At 74.3% G+C, this 18,240-nt stretch carries 15 protein-coding genes and 1 riboswitch; of the genes, 8 read left to right on the top strand and 7 right to left on the bottom strand.

Features of this window, described 5'->3' with window-relative positions:
• Window positions 1-2: 2 nt before the first annotated feature.
• Complete coding sequence (locus AC07BF_RS17995; protein WP_363585289.1) at window positions 3-1,535, bottom strand: MFS transporter; 1,533 nt, start codon at window positions 1,533-1,535, stop codon at window positions 3-5.
• Between the two features lie 312 nt (window positions 1,536-1,847).
• A riboswitch (cyclic di-AMP (ydaO/yuaA leader) is annotated at window positions 1,848-2,030 on the top strand.
• A gap of 2 nt (window positions 2,031-2,032) precedes the next feature.
• On the opposite strand from AC07BF_RS17995, the gene AC07BF_RS17990 reads away from it, so the two are divergent.
• Window positions 2,033-2,992 carry a M23 family metallopeptidase gene (locus AC07BF_RS17990; RefSeq protein ID WP_363585288.1) on the top strand — a complete coding sequence of 320 codons (960 nt, stop codon included), beginning with the start codon at window positions 2,033-2,035 and terminating at the stop codon, window positions 2,990-2,992.
• Window positions 2,993-3,268: 276 nt separating this feature from the next.
• Here AC07BF_RS17990 and AC07BF_RS17985 read toward each other — a convergent pair whose 3' ends face one another.
• Window positions 3,269-3,988 carry a DUF2470 domain-containing protein gene (locus AC07BF_RS17985; RefSeq protein WP_363585287.1) on the bottom strand — a complete coding sequence of 240 codons (720 nt, stop codon included), beginning with the start codon at window positions 3,986-3,988 and terminating at the stop codon, window positions 3,269-3,271.
• Between the two features lie 179 nt (window positions 3,989-4,167).
• Between AC07BF_RS17985 and AC07BF_RS17980 the strand changes: the two genes are divergently transcribed.
• Complete coding sequence (locus AC07BF_RS17980; RefSeq protein WP_363585286.1) at window positions 4,168-5,382, top strand: MFS transporter; 1,215 nt, start codon at window positions 4,168-4,170, stop codon at window positions 5,380-5,382.
• Between the two features lie 77 nt (window positions 5,383-5,459).
• Here the strand turns inward: AC07BF_RS17980 and AC07BF_RS17975 are convergent, their stop codons facing one another.
• Genes AC07BF_RS17975 through AC07BF_RS17965 form a run of 3 tightly spaced genes read right to left on the bottom strand, consistent with a single transcriptional unit; the run spans window position 5,460 to window position 7,802 of the window.
• Window positions 5,460-5,885, bottom strand: a complete 426-nt coding sequence (locus tag AC07BF_RS17975; RefSeq protein WP_363585285.1) for a RidA family protein — start codon at window positions 5,883-5,885, stop codon at window positions 5,460-5,462.
• Window positions 5,886-5,911: 26 nt separating this feature from the next.
• Window positions 5,912-6,661: an IclR family transcriptional regulator gene (locus tag AC07BF_RS17970; protein ID WP_063350228.1), complete on the bottom strand. Its 750-nt coding sequence runs from the start codon at window positions 6,659-6,661 to the stop codon at window positions 5,912-5,914.
• A 37-nt stretch (window positions 6,662-6,698) separates the two neighbouring features.
• The gene (locus AC07BF_RS17965; RefSeq protein ID WP_363631908.1) at window positions 6,699-7,802 is read right to left on the bottom strand and encodes a sugar kinase; all 1,104 of its coding nucleotides are present in this window, start codon (window positions 7,800-7,802) and stop codon (window positions 6,699-6,701) included.
• A gap of 126 nt (window positions 7,803-7,928) precedes the next feature.
• Here AC07BF_RS17965 and AC07BF_RS17960 point away from each other — a divergent pair, with 126 nt between their 5' ends.
• The 5 genes from AC07BF_RS17960 (at window position 7,929) to AC07BF_RS17940 (ending at window position 14,465) form a co-directional block, all read left to right on the top strand.
• Window positions 7,929-9,230 carry a type III PLP-dependent enzyme domain-containing protein gene (locus tag AC07BF_RS17960; RefSeq protein ID WP_363585283.1) on the top strand — a complete coding sequence of 434 codons (1,302 nt, stop codon included), beginning with the start codon at window positions 7,929-7,931 and terminating at the stop codon, window positions 9,228-9,230.
• Window positions 9,230-10,849: an N-acyl-D-amino-acid deacylase family protein gene (locus tag AC07BF_RS17955; protein WP_363585282.1), complete on the top strand. Its 1,620-nt coding sequence runs from the start codon at window positions 9,230-9,232 to the stop codon at window positions 10,847-10,849. Before AC07BF_RS17960 ends, AC07BF_RS17955 begins: the two co-directional genes overlap by 1 nt.
• Window positions 10,846-11,487, top strand: a complete 642-nt coding sequence (locus tag AC07BF_RS17950) for a bifunctional 4-hydroxy-2-oxoglutarate aldolase/2-dehydro-3-deoxy-phosphogluconate aldolase (protein WP_208869124.1) — start codon at window positions 10,846-10,848, stop codon at window positions 11,485-11,487. Before AC07BF_RS17955 ends, AC07BF_RS17950 begins: the two co-directional genes overlap by 4 nt.
• Before the next feature lie 171 nt (window positions 11,488-11,658).
• The gene (locus AC07BF_RS17945) at window positions 11,659-13,239 is read left to right on the top strand and encodes an alpha-amylase family glycosyl hydrolase (RefSeq protein ID WP_363585281.1); all 1,581 of its coding nucleotides are present in this window, start codon (window positions 11,659-11,661) and stop codon (window positions 13,237-13,239) included.
• A 173-nt stretch (window positions 13,240-13,412) separates the two neighbouring features.
• Entirely contained in the window at window positions 13,413-14,465 is a 1,053-nt protein-coding gene (locus AC07BF_RS17940; protein WP_363585280.1) for an ABC transporter permease, read from the top strand.
• A 265-nt stretch (window positions 14,466-14,730) separates the two neighbouring features.
• On the opposite strand, the gene AC07BF_RS17935 is transcribed toward AC07BF_RS17940, so the two are convergent.
• Window positions 14,731-16,263, bottom strand: a complete 1,533-nt coding sequence (locus tag AC07BF_RS17935) for an APC family permease (protein ID WP_363585279.1) — start codon at window positions 16,261-16,263, stop codon at window positions 14,731-14,733.
• 180 nt (window positions 16,264-16,443) lie between these two features.
• On the opposite strand from AC07BF_RS17935, the gene AC07BF_RS17930 reads away from it, so the two are divergent.
• Entirely contained in the window at window positions 16,444-17,211 is a 768-nt protein-coding gene (locus AC07BF_RS17930; protein WP_363585278.1) for a FadR/GntR family transcriptional regulator, read from the top strand.
• Between the two features lie 96 nt (window positions 17,212-17,307).
• Here AC07BF_RS17930 and AC07BF_RS17925 read toward each other — a convergent pair whose 3' ends face one another.
• A complete protein-coding gene (locus AC07BF_RS17925; RefSeq protein WP_400811847.1) occupies window positions 17,308-18,072 on the bottom strand; it encodes a (2Fe-2S)-binding protein in 765 nt (254 codons plus the stop codon).
• Window positions 18,073-18,240 lie beyond the last annotated feature (168 nt).

The raw sequence follows: 18,240 nt of genomic DNA, 5'->3' as shown, positions 1-18,240 counted from the left end.
CGTCAGCTGGCTGAGGGCCCTGCCGCCGATCCGGTGGCGGGGCCCTCGTCCGTGTGGACGTGGCCCGGGTCGAGCGGCGGGGTGGTGCCGCAGGCCCACTCGCAGTCCGGCTCGGCCACCGGGCGGTCCACCGGCGCGAGCACGTTGCCGCGGACGGTGGCGAAGGCCGTCAGCCCGCCGGTGACCAGCAGCCCGGCGCAGATCAGCATCGCGGTGCGGAAGGCCGAGTCCACCGCGGACGGCACCCGGTAGGCGTCGCCGCTCAGCCCGGCGAGCGAGGGCAGCGCGGCGACCGCGAGCAGCCCGGCCGCGCGGGCGGCGGCGTTGTTGACGCCGCTGGCGATGCCCGCGTGCCGGACCTCGACGGCGGCCAGCACCGTCGCCGTCAGCGGCGCGACCAACAGGGTCATCCCGCAGCCCAGCACCGTGACGGCGGGCAGCACGTCCGCCCAGTAGGAGGAGCCGGGGCCGGTGCGCAGCATCAGCAGCACCCCGGCGGCGCACAGCAGCGGACCGACGGTGAGCGGGATCCGGGGGCCGATCCGCTTGCCCAGCCGCCCGGCGCGCGCCGACAGGGTCAGCATCAGCACGGTGATCGGGACCAGGGCGAGGCCGGAGACCAGCGGGGAGAAGCCGGAGACGATCTGCAACTGCACCACCAGCAGGAAGAACACCCCGCTGAACGCCGCGTAGACGCAGAGGGTGACCAGGTTGACGGCGGTGAACAGCCGGGAGGAGAAGAGGCCGAGCGGCAGCATCGGCTCGGCGGCGCGGCGCTCGACCGCGATGAAGGCAGCGCCGAGCAGCAGGCCGATCGCGCCGGTGAGCCAGACCGCGGGGGACAGGCCCTCCCCGGCGGCGGTCAGCGCGTAGGTGATCGCGCCGAGGGCGAGCGCGGCGAGCAGCGCGCCGGGGACGTCGAAGCGGCCGACGGCGCTCTCGTTCCGGCTCTCGGGGACGAACCGGGAGGTGACCGCGACCACGGCGGCCGCGAGCGGAAGGTTCAGCAGGAAGATCCACCGCCAGCCGGGGCCGTCCACCAGCCAGCCGCCGAGGAAGGGGCCGACCGCGGCCGACACCCCGCCGAGGCCCGACCACAGGCCGACCGCCGCCGAGCGGTCGTCCGGGTGGAAGACGGCTTGCAGCATGGCGAGCGAACCGGGGGTGAGCAGCGCCCCGCCGATGCCCTGGACGGCGCGGGCGGCGATCAGCACGTGGATGGTGGGGGCGGCGGCGCAGGCCGCGGAGGCGGCGGCGAACCAGAGCACGCCGATCAGGAAGACCCGGCGCCGGCCGTACCGGTCGCCGAGCGCGCCGCCGAGCAGGATCAGTCCGGCCAGGGTGAGCAGATAGGCGTTGAGCGTCCACTGCAGGGACGCGAGGGAGGCGCCGAGATCGGTGCCGATGCGGGGCAGCGCGACGTTCACCACGGTGCCGTCGAGCATCGCCATGCTGGAGCCGAGCACCGTCGCGAGGAGGACCCAGCGTCCCCGCGAGGTGCCCAGGCGCAGTGTTCCTGCTTCGGAGGTGGCCACGGGCCGATCCTGCGCCCGTGGGGCGTACGTGACAAGGGTCACCGGGGGGTGTGTCGGTGGGTGCGCGGTGCGTGAGCGGGCGGGTGCGCAGCGGTGGCGGAATCGGCGCAGCGTCGTGGATCAGTGGCGCCGGGTGAATGGATTGTGCACGTACGGTGCAGCCGATCATTCGGAGGGTCACCGCAGCTCGGGGGGTTGTTGCCGGTTCAAGTGATCGACATTGCTTCACCCGAACGGATGGGTTTTAGTTCAGCGACCGCCCGGCCAGTCCGGACGGATCCACCGGGTGGAACGCCGAATCCTGCCGCTGCCCGGTGGCTCGCACCGAACTCTGTACGGCAGGAGCGGGGGACCCACAGGTAAGTCGCCGGACCGGAAACGGCACGCTTTCGCGTACCCGGATCCAGGGCCGGCTAGGGGTGAAGCCGCATGTGCGGCCGGGCAACTCCAGCCCGAACCCGACAGCTCACCTCGCAGGCGTCGGAGAGGAAAATTCCATGCCTGCACAGGCTCGTCGTATCGCCCTGCCCCGCGCCGCCCGCATCGGGATCGCCACCGCCGTCACCGGTGTCTCCTTCGCCCTGCCGCTCGTCACCGCGATGAGCGCCCAGGCCCACCCCGCGCCGGCCGCCGCGGTCACCGCCGCCCCGGCCGCCGCTCCCGCCGACCAGGCCCAGGCCTCGTCGCAGGAGAGCTACCGCGTCGTCAGCGGCGACACCCTGTCCCGGATCGCCGACGCCCAGCACGTCGACGGCGGCTGGCAGGCGCTGTACGACCACAACCGTGAGGTCGTCGGCGGCAACCCGGACCTGATCTTCCCCGGTCAGCGGCTCGTGATCGCGGGCCAGGCCGCCCCGGCCAAGCCCGCTGCCCCGGCGAAGCCCGCCCAGCCGTCCGCCCAGGACGCCGCGCCGGCCACCACCGCCGCCAAGCCGCAGGCCCAGCCGGAGGTCCGGACCGAGGCGGCCAAGCCGTCCGCCCAGCTCCAGACCCAGCTGCAGACCGCCGCGCCGTCCGCCGTGGTCACCGCCGTGCCGGTCGCCGCCGCTTCGGCCTTCGTCGCCCCGCTGGCCGGCCCGAAGCTGGGCACCGCGTACGGCGTGGCAGGCTCGATGTGGGCCTCCGGCCACCACACCGGCCAGGACTTCGTCGCCTCCACCGGCACCCCGCTGCGCGCCGTCGGCAACGGTGTCGTGGTGAAGGCCGGCAACGGCGGCGCCTACGGCAACGAGGTCGAGATCAAGCTCGCCGACGGCCACTTCGCCGAGTACGCGCACCTCTCCTCGATCGGGGTGAAGATCGGTCAGGCCGTCAAGGCCGGACAGCAGATCGGCCTCTCCGGCGCGACCGGCAACGTGACCGGCCCGCACCTGCACTTCGAGATCCGCAACGGCTCGGAGTACGGCTCGGACATCAACCCGGTCGCCTACCTGCGGGCCCACGGCGTCGCGCTCTGACCCGTACCGGATGTACCGGATGTGCCGGATCTGCCGGATGTACCGGATGAGGAACCACCGCTGCTACGGGGCGAATCGACCGCCCGGGATGGTCATGTCGGGTGACCGCTCGACCGGGTGATCGCCGCAGCAGTGGACATGGGCGCGGGACACGCCCAGGCCGGCCCGGCTCGCGAGACTTCTCTCGCGAGCCGGGTCGGCCGCTGTCGTTTCCGGGCCTTGGTGGGTGTGTCCGGGGAGAGTTGACGATACGTCAGTGTGCTTCGGCGGGCCGGTTCAGAGCCGGTGGGCGGGCAGCCCGTGCTGGGCGGCGGTCAGCAGCTCGTGCATCCGCTGCCCGAAGTCCTCGGTGTCGGCGGCCGGTTCGGGGAAGACCAGGCGGACGTCGCGGTGGCCGTGCGGGTGGTCCAGGCGCAGGACCAGGCCGTGGCGGTCCAGGGCGAGCGGGCGGACCTCCGGGTGCTGGGCGAGCAGGTCCGGGTCGAGCAGCCGGGTGAGGACGGCGAGGGCGTCGGCGTGGTCGTCGGCGAGGTGGGTGAGCATGGCGGCCTCGTAACGGGCCAGCGGGTCGGGCGTGGCGAGGGCGAGGTCGCCAGCGGTGAGCGCGCCGGTGCCGTAGGGGGTGGCGAGGACGGCGTGGGCGACGTCCACGCGCAGGTGGACGCTGAGGCCGTCGTCGGCGAGGTGGGCCAGGTGCAGTCGGCCGGCCAGGGTGAGGCGGGCGCGGATCCGGTCGCGGACGGCGACGGGGGAGATGTCGGTGACGTCCAGGACGACGGCGAGTCCGTCGGTGGCGCGGGCGGCGGCGGTGGCGAGCGGGTCGCCCAGCGGGGCGCGCAGGCGCAGCCGGGAGCCGTGGACGGAGACCGGGGTGTCGAGGTCGTGGTGTTCGCCGCAGGCGCGGACGGTGAGCGAGGAGGTCGCGCTGAGCAGGCTCTGGACGCGCTCGGCGGTGGTGGGTTCGGGCACCTCGGCGTCGCCGGCGGGCAGGCTCATGACGGACCTCCAGTTAGTTAGGTGAGCCTAACCTAATCTCCGCTCGAGGGTGTGGCAAGTGGCGTGGCCGGGATTGCTGTCGTCGGGGATAGGTGGCGCTTGCAAGTACCTGCGGGTGTCTCGTATTGTCGACGCTGGTAGTTGCATGCGCAACGGTTCTCTCTGGAAAGCGGTCCCTCATGCCCCTCGCGCTCCTGGCGCTGGCGATCAGCGCCTTCGGTATCGGCACCACCGAGTTCGTGATCATGGGCCTGCTGCCCGAGGTCGCCGGCGACTTCTCGGTCTCCATCCCCACCGCCGGTCTGCTGATCTCCGGCTACGCGCTCGGCGTCGTGGTCGGCGGCCCGCTGCTCACCATCCTCGGCACCCGGGCCCCCCGCAAGGGCATGCTGCTGACGCTGATGGGCCTGTTCGTGGTGGGCAACCTGATCGCGGCCGTCGCCCCCGCCTTCGGGCTGCTGATGATCGGGCGGATCGTCAGCGCCTTCGCGCACGGCGCGTTCTTCGGCATCGGCTCGGTCGTCGCCGCCGACCTGGTCGCCCCGCACAAGCGGGCCGGCGCCATCGCCCTGATGTTCACCGGCCTCACCGCCGCCAACGTGCTGGGCGTCCCGATGGGCACCCTGCTCGGCCAGCACTTCGGCTGGCGCTCCACGTTCTACGTCGTCGCCGGGCTCGGCCTGCTCGGCCTCGCCGGGATCGCGGCGCTGGTGCCCGTCCAGCCGCGGGCGGGCGCCGCCCGGCTCGGCCCCGAACTGGCCGTCTTCCGGACCCTGCGGCTCTGGCTCGCGCTCGCCATGACCGTGCTCGGCTGGGGCGGCATCTTCGCGATGTTCACCTACATCACGCCGATGATGACCGAACTGGCCGGCTTCGCCCCGAGCAGCGTCACCTGGCTGCTCTTCCTGTTCGGCGTCGGCCTGTTCGTCGGCAACCTGCTGGGCGGCTGGTTCGCCGACCGCGCGCTGATGCGCAGCCTCACCGTGATCCTCGCGGTGCTCGCGGTGCTGCTGTTCGCCTTCACCTTCGCCGCGCACAGCAAGCCGGCCGCGATCGTCCTCATCCCGCTGATCGGGCTGTTCGGCTTCGCGACCGTCGCGCCGCTGCAGAAGCGGGTCATGGACCAGGCGGCGGGCGCGCCGACGCTGGCCTCGGCCGCCAACATCGCCGCGTTCAACCTGGGCAACGCGCTGGCCGCCTGGCTCGGCGGGCTGGTCATCTCCGGCGGCCTCGGCTACGACGCGCCGAACTGGGTGGGCGGGCTGCTCACCGCGGTCGCCCTCGGTGTGACGGTGTTCGCGGCGGCGCTCGACCGGCGCGGCGCGGCGGGCGAGGGGCGGGTCGTGGCGCGCTCGGGGGCCCCGGCCGAGCAGGGCGTGCCCGCGGGGCGGTGAGCGAGGGGGACGGCGGAGGGCCCGGACGCCTGGTGCGCGTCCGGGCCCTTGCGGTGGTCGGGCCGCTCGACGGTGTCTCAGGCGACGACGGCCTGGGCGTCGATCTCGACCAGCATCGGCTCCTGCGGCAGCTCGACGAAGATCGTGGTGCGGCAGGGCTTCACGCCGCCGGGCTTGATGTTCTCGTCGATGAACTCGGCGTACACCTCGTTCATCAGCGGGAAGTCCGCCCGCTTGGTGAGGTAGACCCGGAACATCACCACGTCCTCGATGGTGGCCCCGCCGGCCTCGACGATCGCCTTGACGTTCTCCAGCGTGCGCCGGGTCTGCGCCTTCACGTCGCCGTGGTACAGGTACTCGCCGGTCGCCGGGTCCTGCGGGCCCTGGCCGGAGACCTGGAGGATCGGGCCCTTGCGGACGCCCTGGGAGAACATCCAGGCGGGGGCGGGGGCGCCGTCGGTGCGGACCTCGGTCTTGCCGCTGGTCGGGTGCTGCTCGTTCATGGGGTTCCTTACGGTCTGACGGTTGATCAGTTGTGGTCCGGGCGGCCGCAGTCGGCCGAGATGGCGCGGGTGGTGGCGAGCAGCTGCGGGAGGAGGTCCAGCACCTGCTCGTAGGGGAGGACGACGTCCGGCACCGAGATGGACGCGGCGGCGACGACCCGGCCGCTGGCGTCCCGGATCGGTGCGGCCACGCAGTTGATGAACGCCTCGTGCTCGGCGTGGTCCTGCGCCCAGCCCTGGACGGCGACCTTCTCCAGCTCGGCGAGCAGCGCCTCGGGCGTGCTGAGGGTGCGGGGTGTGTGCGGGGTGAAGTCGATCCCGGCGGCCACCCGGCGGCGTTCGGGCAGCGGCAGGTCGGCCAGCAGCACCTTGGAGACGGCGGCGCTGTGCAGGGCGGCGCGCAGGCCGATCCGGGAGTACATCCTGACCGGGTGCCGGGAGTCGAACTTGTCGATGTAGACGACCTCGCCGCCCTCGTACGCGGCCAGATGCACGGTCTGGCCGGTGGTGGCGTTCAGCTCGGCCAGGTGCGGGGCGGCGATCCGGCGGACGCCGCGCTGTTCCAGGGCGAGGCCGGAGAGGGCGAACAGGCCGGCGCCCAGGTGGTAGCGGTAGGCGGCGTCACGGTAGACGAACCGTTCCTCCTCCAGGCTCTGGAGCAGTCGGAGCACGGTCGTCTTGTGGACGCCGAGCACCTCGGCCAGCTGGTCGAGGGAGCGCTCGCCCTCGCCGAGTTCGGCGAGCAGGCGCAGGGCGCGGGTGACGGTCTGGCTCATCGTGCTCCGCCGGGGTCGTTCGGGCTCGGGTTCGTGCTCATTGTGCCCGGGCCCGCCGGGTGTCGCGGGACCGGTCCGCGGGGACGGCCGGGCCGGTGATGCCCTCCACCGAGACCCGGGTGGCGGCCCAGTCGGCGGGCGAGGCGTCGAGCAGCGCGGCCACCACGGCGGCGGGCGGCAGTTCGGCCTGGTCGCCGTGGGCGGTCAGCGCGCAGGCGGCGCTCAGGTGGCCGAGCCGCAGCCGGCGGCGCTGGTCCAGGCCGCGGATGGTGCCGGCCAGGTAGCCGGCGGCGAAGGCGTCGCCCGCGCCGGTGGCCTCGACCACCTCGACGGCCAGGGCCGGTTCGCTCACCGCCGTGCCGTCCCGCTCCAGGGCGGTGACCAGCCGGGCGGCGTCCTTGACCACCACGGTGGCCGGGGAGGCGAAGCGGCGGCGCAGCGCGGCCGGTTCCCCGGTGCCGAACGCGGCCTCGGCCTCGTCGGCGCCGATCAGCAGCAGGTCGGCGGCGTCCAGCAGCGGCGGCAGGACGGCCGGGTCGCGGTCGTGCCAGAGCGCGGGGCGCCAGTTGAGGTCGAAGCTGACGGTCCGCTCCGGGCGGCGGTCGGCGAGCAGGGCGCGCAGCAGCGCCAGGCAGTCGTCGGAGAGCGCGGCGGTGATGCCGGACAGGTGCAGCAGGCGGGCGCCGGACAGCAGCCGGACGGCCGCCGGGTCGGCCAGCAGGGCGGGGGAGAGCGCGGCGGCCGCGGAGCCGCGCCGGTGGTAGTGCAGCCGGCTGCGGCCGGGGCCGAGGTCGTGGTGGTGGCCGGTGGCGCCGCCGACCTCCTTGAGGTACAGGCCGGTGGGGCGGTGCGGGTCGACGGCGACCGCCGAGACGTCCACGCCGCGGGCGGCGACCTCGGCGAGCAGCCGGCGGCCGAAGCCGTCGTCGCCGACCCGGCTGATCCAGGCGGTCGGGACGCCGAGCGCGGCCAGCGCGCCGGCCACGTTGGACTCCGCGCCGCCGACCGACAACCGGAAGTTCTCCACCGCCTCCAGCGGGCCCGGCCGGTCCGGCAGCAGCACCGCCATGGACTCGCCCACGCACACGGCCGTCGGGGAAGGACCGGGGCGGGCCGGGCCCGGGGTGTCCTGTCGCGGCATCTGCTGGGCTCCTCCGTCTGCGGCGGCCGTTCCGTTGACCGTGATCCGGCGCCGATGCTAGAACCGTCATGCCAACATGTGCAACCCTCATTGCACATGTTGCAACACGGCAGATGGAGGAAGACGGTGGAGCAGACCTTCGCAAGCATCGGCACCGGGCCGGGCATCGACGACGGCGCGGTGGCGGCCCTCGCCGACGAGACGCTCGACTGGCGGTTCAAGGCCGCCCCGCCGGAGGCTTGGGGGCACTCCGTCCGCGACTGGCTGGCCACCGGACCCACCCTCACCGGGCTCGGCACCCCGCTGCTCACCCTGGACGGTGCCGCGCTCGACCACAACCTCCGCACCATGGCCGACTGGTGCGCCAAGGCCGGGGTCGCGCTCGTGCCGCACGGCAAGACCACCATGGCGCCCGCCCTGTGGCAGGCGCAGCTCGCCGCCGGCAGCCACGGCATCACCCTCGCCAACCTGCCGCAGGTGCGCGTCGCCCGGGCCTTCGGAGTCGAGCGGATCCTGCTCGCCAACACCCTGCTCGACCCGGCCGGACTGGCCTGGCTCGCCGCCGAACTGGCCGCCGACCCGGCGTTCGCCTTCGTCTCCTGGGTGGACTCCACCGAGAGCGTCCGGCTGATGGACGAGGCGCTGCGCGCCGCCGGGGCCCAGCGGCCCGTCGAGGTCCTGGTCGAACTCGGCGGCCCCGGCGGGCGCACCGGCGCCCGCGGCGTGGACGCGGCCGTCGAGATCGCCGCCGCCGTGCTGCGCGCCCCCACCCTGCGCCTCGCGGGCGTCGGCGGCTACGAGGGTGCGCTCGCCCACGACGCCACCGCCGACGGGCTGGCCACCGTCCGCGACTACCTCAAGGCGCTCGCCGACCTGCACGGCCGGCTCGCCCGCGCCTACCCGGACGACGCCCGGCCGATCGTGACGGCCGGCGGCAGCGCCTACTTCGACCTGGTCGTCGAGGAACTGGCAGGCCTGCCGGACGCCCTCGTGGTCCTGCGCTCGGGCGCGTACATCGCCCACGACGACGGCTTCTACCGGGGCATCTCGCCGCTGGTCCGGGGTGCCGGCGCCACGCCGTTCCGCAGCGCGCTGCACGGCTGGGCCCGGGTGGTGTCCCGGCCCGAGCCGCAACTGGCCCTGCTGGACGCCGGCAAGCGCGACCTGCCCTTCGACGAGGGCCTGCCCGAGCCGCAACGCGTGCGCGGCGGCGCCGAGTTGACCGGCACCGCGGCCCGGATCACCGCACTCAACGACCAGCACGCCTTCCTGCGCGACGCGGGCGACCTCGCCCCGATCGGCGCGGTGCTGCGGCTCGGCGTCTCCCACCCGTGCACGGCCTTCGACAAGTGGACCGCGATCCCGGTGCTGGACTCCGCCGACGCGGCCGAGCCGAAGGTCACCGGGCTGGTCAGGACGTTCTTCTGATGGCGGGCGGCAGAGCGCCCGACACCGTCTTCCGGGGCGCCACCGTCGTCGACGGCACCGGCGCGGACCGCTACCGGGCGGACGTGCGGATCGCCGACGGGCTGATCACCGGGATCGGCCACGGCCTCGACGCGCCGACGGTGGTGGACGCCGACGGGCTGGTCCTCGCCCCCGGCTTCATCGACATGCACGCCCACTCCGACCTCGCCCTGCTGCTCGAACCCGAGCACCCGGCCAAGGTCACCCAGGGCGTCACCTGCGAGGTCCTCGGCCAGGACGGCCTGTCCTACGCCCCGGTGGACGACGCCACGCTGCCCGCGCTGCGTCGCCAACTGGCCGGCTGGAACGGCGATCCGGAGGGCTTCGACTGGGACTGGCGCGGCGTCGCGGGCTACCTGGACCGGATCGACCGCACCGGCGTCGCCGTCAACGCCTGCTACCTCGTCCCGCACGGCTCGCTGCGGATGCTCGCCATGGGCTGGGCCAACCGGCCGCCCACCCCGGCCGAACTCGACCGGATGCGCCAGGAGTTGGCGCAGGGCCTGCTGGACGGCGCGGTCGGCATGTCCAGCGGCCTCAGCTACACCCCCGGGATGTACGCGGACACCTCCGAGCTGGTCGAGCTGTGCACCGTGGTAGCGGCCTACGGCGGCTTCCACGCCCCGCACCAACGCTCGTACGGTGAGGGCGCGTTGGAGGGCTACGCGGAAATGGTGGAGATCGCCCGGCGGACCGGCTGCGCGCTGCACCTGACCCACGCCACGATGAACTTCGGCGTCAACCGGGGCCGGGCCGGCGAACTGCTGGAACTGGTCGACCAGGCGCTCGCCGACGGCGTCGACCTCACCCTGGACAGCTACCCCTACCTGCCGGGCTCCACCACCCTGGCCGCCCTGCTGCCCAGTTGGGCCACCGAGGGCGGTCCGGCGGCGACACTCACCCGGCTCGCCGACCCGGCCGCCCGCGAGCGGATCCGGTATGAGGTGGAGGAGAAGGGCAGCGACGGCTGCCACGGCGTCGTCACCGACTGGGCGACGATCCAGATCTCCGGTGTCCGGACGGCCGAGCTGGCGCGGGCGGTCGGCCGGACCGTCGCCGAACTCGCCGCCGAGCGGGGCCGCAGCGGCACGGAGGTCTTCCTCGACCTGCTGCGCCGCGACGAACTGGCCACCACGATCCTCCAGCACGTCGGGCACGAGGAGAACGTCCGGGCGATCATGCGCCACCCGGCGCACACCGTCGGCAGCGACGGACTGCTGGTCGGCGCCCGGCCGCACCCGCGCGCCTGGGGCACCTTCCCCCGCTACCTCGGCCACTACAGCCGGGAGTTGGGCGTGCTGACACTGGAGGAGGCGATCGCCCGGATGACCGGTCGGCCCGCCGCCCGGCTCGGGCTGCACCGGCGCGGCCTGATCGCCCCCGGCCACCACGCCGACCTGGTGCTCCTCGACCCCGAGAAGGTCCGGGACGCCGCCACCTTCGAGCACCCCCGGCTGCCCGCCGAGGGCGTCCAGCACGTGTACGTCAACGGCACCGCCGTCGTCCGGCAGGGCCGCACCACGGGCGCCCGGCCCGGGCGCGCCCTGCGCCGCACCGACCGAGGAACCAGATCCCTGTGAATCCCCCCTCCGTGAACCCCCTCGCCGATCTGCGGGACGACCCGGTGATCGCCGTGGTCCGCGCGCCCCGCATCCCGGACGCGGCCGCGCTGTGCGCCGCGCTCGCCGACGGCGGCATCAACTGGACCGAATTCACCTACACCACACCGGAGGTGACGACGCACCTGCGGCGTGCCGCGGACGCGGGCTGGCGGGTCGGCGTGGGCACCGTGCTGACCGCCGAGCAGGCCGAGCGCGGGGTCGCGAGCGGGGCGTCCTTCCTGGTCACCCCCGGCTGCCGGCCCGAGGTCGCGCAGGCCGCCCGGGCCGCCGGGGTGCCGGTGGTGCTCGGGGCGCTCACCCCGACCGAGGTGGCCCGGGCGGTGGACCTCGGGGCCGCCGCCGTGAAGATCTTCCCGGCCCGGGCGTTCGGCCCCGGCTACTTCAAGGACCTGCGCGGCCCGTACCCGGACGTCCCGCTGGTGGCCTCCGGCGGGGTGAACGCGGGCAACGCCGCCGACTTCCTGGCGCACGGCGCGCTCGCGGTCTGCGCGGGCACGGACGTGGTGCCGCCGGACGCGGTCGCGGCGGGGGACTGGGCGGAGATCACCCGGCGGGCCCGGGCGTTCACCGCGGCGTGCGCGGTGGCGCGGGCCTGAGGGGCCGGTGGGCGGCGGGGTGCCGGGGCGGTCGGTCGGCGAGTTGTCGGGACGGCCTCGGCGGGCTGTCGGCGGGCTGTCGGCGCGGCCGGGGATGGGCGAGAATCGTGCTCCCCAGCCCCGGCCCCAGCCCTGGCCCCGGCCCCCGGATCCGGCAGGAGGACCCACCCCATGACCCCGCCCCGCCCCGGCCCCGACTGGCTGGCCGACGCCGTCCTGTACCAGATCTACCCGCAGAGCTTCGCGGACTCCGACGGCGACGGCATCGGCGACTTCGCCGGCATCGCCGCGCACCTCGACCACCTCGCCTGGCTCGGCGTCGACACCGTCTGGCTCAACCCCTGCTTCGCCTCCCCGTTCCGCGACGCCGGTTACGACGTCGCCGACTACCTCGCCCCGGCCCCGCGCTACGGTGCCACCGAGGACCTGGTCGCGCTGGTCGAGGCCGCCCGCCGCAAGGGCATCCGGATCCTGCTCGACCTGGTCGCCGGCCACACCTCCGACCGCCACCCCTGGTTCCTGGCCGCCGCCGAGGACCCGTCCGACCACCGGTACATCTGGTCCGACCAGCGGGTGGACGGCTTCGTCGCCTCGCCCGGTAGCCGCCCCGGCTGGTACCGGCCGAACTTCTTCGACTGCCAGCCCGCGCTCAACTTCGGCTACGCGCGCCCGAGTTCCGAGGATCCCTGGCGCCAGCCGGTGGACGCCGAGGGCCCGCGCGCCAACCGGGCGGCCCTGCGCGACATCATGGCGCACTGGCTCGGCCTCGGCCTGGCCGGCTTCCGGGTCGACATGGCCTCCTCGCTGGTCAAGGACGACCCGGGCCTGGTGGAGACCGCCAAGTTGTGGACCGGGCTGCGGGACTGGCTGGACCGCGCCCACCCGCAGGCCGCGCTGTTCGCCGAGTGGGGCGATCCGGCGGCCGCCGTCGCGGCGGGCTTCCACGCGGACTTCTTCCTGCAGTTCGGCGGTGCCGACCACGGCCTGGCGTTGCGCTCGCTGTGGAACAACGGCGCCGGCACGGTCGAGGAGTTCTGGCAGCAGGGCCCGTGCTACTTCGAGGCCGAGGGGCGCGGCACCCCGCAGGTGTTCCTGGACGCCTGGCGCGCCGCCGCCGAAGCGACCGGGGGTGTCGGCCACATCGCCCTGCCCACCGCCAACCACGACTTCTCCCGGCTGGCCACCGGCCCGCGCGCCGACGGGCAACTGGCCGCCGCCTTCGCGTTCCTGCTCACCTGGCCCACCCTGCCGGCCGTCTACTACGGCGACGAGATCGGCATGCGCTACCTGCCCGGACTGCCCGACGTCGAGGGCAGCGTGCTCGGCCCGCGGTACAACCGGGCCGGCTCGCGGACCCCGATGCAGTGGGAGCCCGGGCCGACGGCGGGCTTCTCCAGCGCGTCGCCCGAGCGCCTCTACCTGCCCGTCGACCCGGACCCGCGGCGCCCGGACGTGCTCTCCCAGCGGGCCGATCCGACGTCGCTGCTGCACACCGTCCGGCGGCTGATCGCGCTGCGCCGGGCGCATCCGGGGCTGGGTGCCTCCGGCGGGGTGGAGGTCCGGCACGCCGGGTACCCGCTGGTGTACACCCGGGCCGGACGGTACCTGGTGGCGGTGAATCCGCGCCGGGAGCCGGGGGCGGTGCGGCTGGAGCACGGCGGGGTGCGCCCGCTGGAGGTGCGGGGCGTGCGGGTGGCGGACGGGGAACTGCGGGCGGACGGCTTCTCGTACGGCGTGTTCGAGCTGTCCTGAGCGCTCGGCCGTGTCCCCTGCTGGGGCGGCCGGCTTTCGAACGGCGTCAGATAGTTGTAAGCTACATCCAAGATAGTTGCATTTACCACCTGATGTAGGCGCATTCGACACCCCTCATGGTTGTATTTGCCACCTATCTTGACTCGACGCCACCGGAGGACGGTACGAACGCCATGAGCACATCCCAGACCCCTGCCGCAGCGCCCGCCCTGGGGCACTCGCTCAAGCACCTCGCCCTCCACCTGATCACCCCGCTGCTGATGTGCCTCGGCATGGCGCTCGCCTACCAGGGCGCCTTCCACCAGCCCGAGCCGCACCACCTGAAGGTCGCCGTGGTCGGCACCACCCCGCAGGCGCAGGGCCTGGCACAGGCGATCCAGGCCAAGGCCGGGGCGGCGGTCGACGTCCGCACCCTGCCAGACCGGGCGACCGCCGAGCAGCAGCTGCGCGACCGCGACCTGGTGGGGGCCTTCCTCCCGGATGCCAGGAGCCCCGAACTGCTCGTCGCCAAGGGGAACTCGGACACCTCGGCGGTGGCCGCCACGGCGGTGTTCAGCAACGTCACCGACCGGCAGGGCGTGCCGTTGCACGTCACCGATCTCACCACCCCGGCCGAGGGCGACCCGACCGGCCAGGGCCTGTTCTTCCTGCTGGTCGCGCTGAGCATCGGCTCCTACGCCAGCGTCGCCGTGATCGGCGCGGCCGGCGCCGGGCTGAGCATGCGGATCCGGGCGCTGGTCGGCGTGGCGGTGTCGCTGGTGGTGAGCGTGATCGGGATCGTCACCGCCGGACCGGTCTTCCACGTGGTCGACCACGACCTGGCCGCGGTGTGGGCGCTCGGGTGGCTCTACTCGGCGGGCGTCGTCCTGATCGGCATCGGCCTGCACAGCTTCCTGAAGAGGTGGACCACCCTGGCCCTGATGGTGCTGTTCGTGATGCTGAACTTCACCAGCTCCGGCGGCGTCTTCCGGCCCGAGCTGCAGAACGGCTTCTTCGGCGCGCTGCACGGCTTCTGGACCGGCGCCGGCTTCCTGGAGGGCGCGCGCAGCATCCTGTACTTCGACGGCGGCGCGGGCCTCGGCGGGCACGTCGTGACCCTGGTGGTCTGGCTGCTGCTGGGCGGGGCCGCGCTGGTGGCCGCCGCGCTCTACGAGGGGCGCGGGCGCCGGGCGGTGGAGAGCCCGGTGGAGGCCGAGGGGGAGATGGCGGAGGCGGTCGCGGTCTGACCGCACCGCACGCGAGTGCTTCACCCGCCGCCAAGGGCATCGGCACCGGGTGGGGACCGGCGGCCCGCGCCCGGCTCTGGACAAGCCGGACGCGGGCCGGTTTCGCGGCTCCGGTTCCGTGACTCAAGCTCTGTGGCTCCGGGTTCCGTGGCTCCGGGTTCCGTGGCTCCGGGCTCATGGCTCCGGGCTCATGGCGCGCCTTCGGGGTGCCCGTCGTCCGGGAGGCGGTCGAGGGCGGCGACGGGGATTCCTCCAGGGGTGAGGGTCATCGGGCGTCCCCGGCGGGGGCCGTCGCGTCGCCGGACGGGGCGTCGCCGCGCAGGTGCGGGCGGGCCAGCAGCAGGTAGAGCCCGCCGGCCGCGAGCACCGCCACGGCCGAGAGCAGCACGAGGTAGTCGTCGTACCAGGCGGCGTCCGGGGTGCGGCCCCAGCAGATGTTGACGATCGCGGCGAGCCCGTACACCAGCGCGCCGATGTTCACCGCCAGGCCCCAGCGGCCGAGCCGGAAGTCCCCGCTCGGGCGCCAGCCGCGCAGCCGGGCGCGCAGGGCGGCCAGCACCACCATCTGGAAGGCCAGGTAGATGCCGATGCTGGAGAAGGAGATGATCTTCGTCAGGGCGCCCTCGGAGAGCGCCGAGGCGCCGACGATGATCACGCCCGGCACTGCCGCAGCGAGCAGCAGCGCGTACGGCGGTACCCGCAGGCGGTCCGAGACGGTGGCGAGCAGCCGGCTGCCCGCGATCATCCGGTCCCGGGCGAAGGAGTACGCCAGCCGGCTCGCCGCCGCCTGGAGGCTCAGCACGCAGGACAGGAAGGAGATCAGCACCACGCCGATCACCACCCGGGCGCCGGTGGCGCCGAACGCGTCGTGCAGCACCGAGGCCACCGGGTCCTTGTCGTCGCCGGAGACCACCGCGCCGATGTCCTGGATCGACATCACCAGCGCCAGGCTGACGCCGATCGCCGCCGCGCCGCCGACGTAGAGGGTGCGCCGCATCGACTTGGGGATCTGTCGACCGGGGTTCGGCACCTCCTCGGCGACGTCGCCGCACGCCTCGAAGCCGAAGAAGAGGAAGACCGCGATCAGTCCGGCGGCCAGGAAGGCGTCGGTGTACGAGCCGCCGTCGCCCGCGCCGAAGCGGTCGAAGACCACACCGAGCCCGTGGTAGCGGTGGGTCAGCAGCAGCCAGGCGCCGACCGCCAGGGCGCCCAGCAGCTCGGCGGCGAAGCCGAACACGGCCGCCGCCGACAGCACCTTGGTGCCGCCCAGGTTGATCACGGTGGCGAGCAGCAGCAGGCCGAGCGCGCACCAGACGGTCGTCGCGGTGCTCGGTTCGACGCCCAGCAGCGCGGCCACGTACGGGCCGGCGCCGTAGGAGACCGCGGCGATGGTGGACATCAGCGCCAGCAGGTACACCCAGCCGGTCAGCCAGCCCCAGGTGCGGCCCCAGAGCCGGCGCGACCACGGGTACACCCCGCCCGCCACCGGGAACTGGGCGACCACCTCGCTGAACACCAGTGCCACCAGCAACTGGCCGACCCCGGCGATCAGGAAGCTCCACACCATCGGCGGGCCGGCGGTCGCGAGGGAGGAGGCGAAGAGTGTGTACACGCCGACGACCGGGGAGAGGTAGGTGAAGCCGAGGGAGAAGTTCGCCCAGAGGCTCATGTCGCGTTTGAACTCGGAGGCGTAGCCGAGGGCGGCCAGCCGTGCGGCGTCGGCATCGGCGCCGAGGTCGGGGCCCTGAGGGGGGAGGGGGCCGGTCGGGGAGGTGGCACGTGCGCTGGCATCGGTCATGACCTGCTCCTGCTCTTGGGAACGTGGCGTGACGCGTGAGGGCTTACCGGGGGGTGGTGCTCGGACCGGGATCGCGGGAAAACATACGAGATCGGGTTTCTAGCGGCAAGGGTGCGTGCCCGACCGGGAGGTACCCTGCCGGAAGCACCCAGTCCGACGGTGATCGAGGAGAGGGTCGGCGTGGCGACGATCGGGAGCGCGACCCCGCTGCTCAGCGCCGTCCTCGCGCCGCTGACCGACCTCGGCCGCGCCGATGCCGTGGCCCGCCGGATCACCGAGGCGATCGCCCTCGGCCTGGTCGCCGACGGGGATCAACTGCCCAGCGAGAACGACCTCGCCGACCAGCTCGGCGTCGCCAACGGCACCGTCCGCGAGGCGCTCGCCCTGCTCCGCGAGGCCGACCTGATCGAGACCCGGCGTGGCCGCAACGGCGGCAGCTTCGTCCGCACCCCCGGCGAGGGCCCCGAGCGCCTCCAACTCGCCCGGCTGCGCGACCTCGCCACCGTCGACCTGCGTGACCTCGGCGACGAGGAACTGGCCGTCTCCGGCACCGCCGCCCGGCTCGCCGCCGAACGCGCCCCCGTCGACCTCGCACCCCGGCTCACCCGGCTGGTGCACGACCTGCGCGACGCCGCCGGGCCCGCCGAACAGCGCCGCGCCGACGCCCGTTTCCACATCGAACTCGCCGTCGCCGCCCAGTCCGTGCGCCTCACCCGGCTCGCCGTCCGGCTCCAGGCCGAACTCGGGCCGCTGCTCTGGCTGCCCGCACCGCACGGCCCCGACCAGGAACGGTTCGCCGAGCAGCACCGGGAGATCCTGGTCGCCGTCCTGGCCGGCGACGCGGCCGGGGCCCGGGCCGCCGCCGAGGTGCACACCGTCGCCTGCGTGCACCACCTGGTGCGGGGGCACCTCCAGCTGGCGGACGAACGGCTGACGGCTGACGGCTGACGGGTGACCGGAGGCCCGGTGGTGGGGCGGGCGGCGGTGCCGTCGGCGGCGGCGAACCGGGAGGTGGTCCGGACATGACCTCCACTCCTGGATGTATCAGCCCCGTCTTGGTGCGGGCGGCCGGGTGAAGCAGCAGTCGCCGCAGACCCCGGCGCCCGGCCCCACCCGGTAGTACAGGCAGCAGCTGGTCCGCCGGAAGGCGGCGCCGCGCGGGCCGGTCCGTAGCGTCCCGGTACCGGCCAGTGGCGGGCGCGCGAGCAGCTCCGCCACCAACGCCCTTGCGGGGACCGGTGCGTGGGCGTCCAGGACCCGCAGCGTACCGGCCAGGGCGGAGGCGGCGTTGCCCGACAGCAGCCGGGCGGAGAGCGGGACGGCGGACCGCACCGCCGCCGCCAGCGGCTCCAACTGGCCCACCAGGACAGCCTCGTACAGCTGGTCGGCGAGCGGGAGCGAAGTGGGGAACGGAGCGGGGAGCGGGGGCTCCGGCGGCGTCCAGAGGTCGAGCGGCCCCTGATCCGGGATCCGTACCCAGGCGTGCTCCAGTGTCGGGACCGTACCCAGCAGGACGGCCGCCCCGAGGCCCACCGACCAGAAACGGGCGGCCAGTCCGAGGTGCAGGATCGACGCGGCGACCCGCGGCTCGGCGGTGCCGAGCCGCTGCGCCACCACCCGGATCCGCAGGGCCAGCGGCGCGTCCGGCCCGGCGCCGTACAGCTCGGGCAGCGGCCGGAAGCCCGGGGGCGGCCCCGCGCCGGGCGTGGCGGGGGTGTCGAGCGCGAAGTACGGGCCGACGGCGGCGAGTCGGCCGTAGTCGGGGCGGCCGGTGTTCCCGGTGCCGTCGGCGGGGCGGTCGACGGGCATCGGGCGGGCCTCCAGGGCGTTCGGGCGTTCAGGCGCTCGGTGCGCTCGGGCGCGCGGAGGAACGGTACCGCGCCTGTCGGGGGGTGAGCGCGCTGCCGGGGGGGGGGGGGGGGGGGGGGGGGGGGGAAACAAACAAAGGGAACGGGGGAGGGGTACCGAAACGACCAA

The sequence above is a fragment of the Kitasatospora sp. NPDC043950 genome (genome assembly GCF_056435345.1).
Note: the sequence above shows the minus strand (reverse complement) of the source record. Positions and strands in the feature narration are given on the sequence as shown.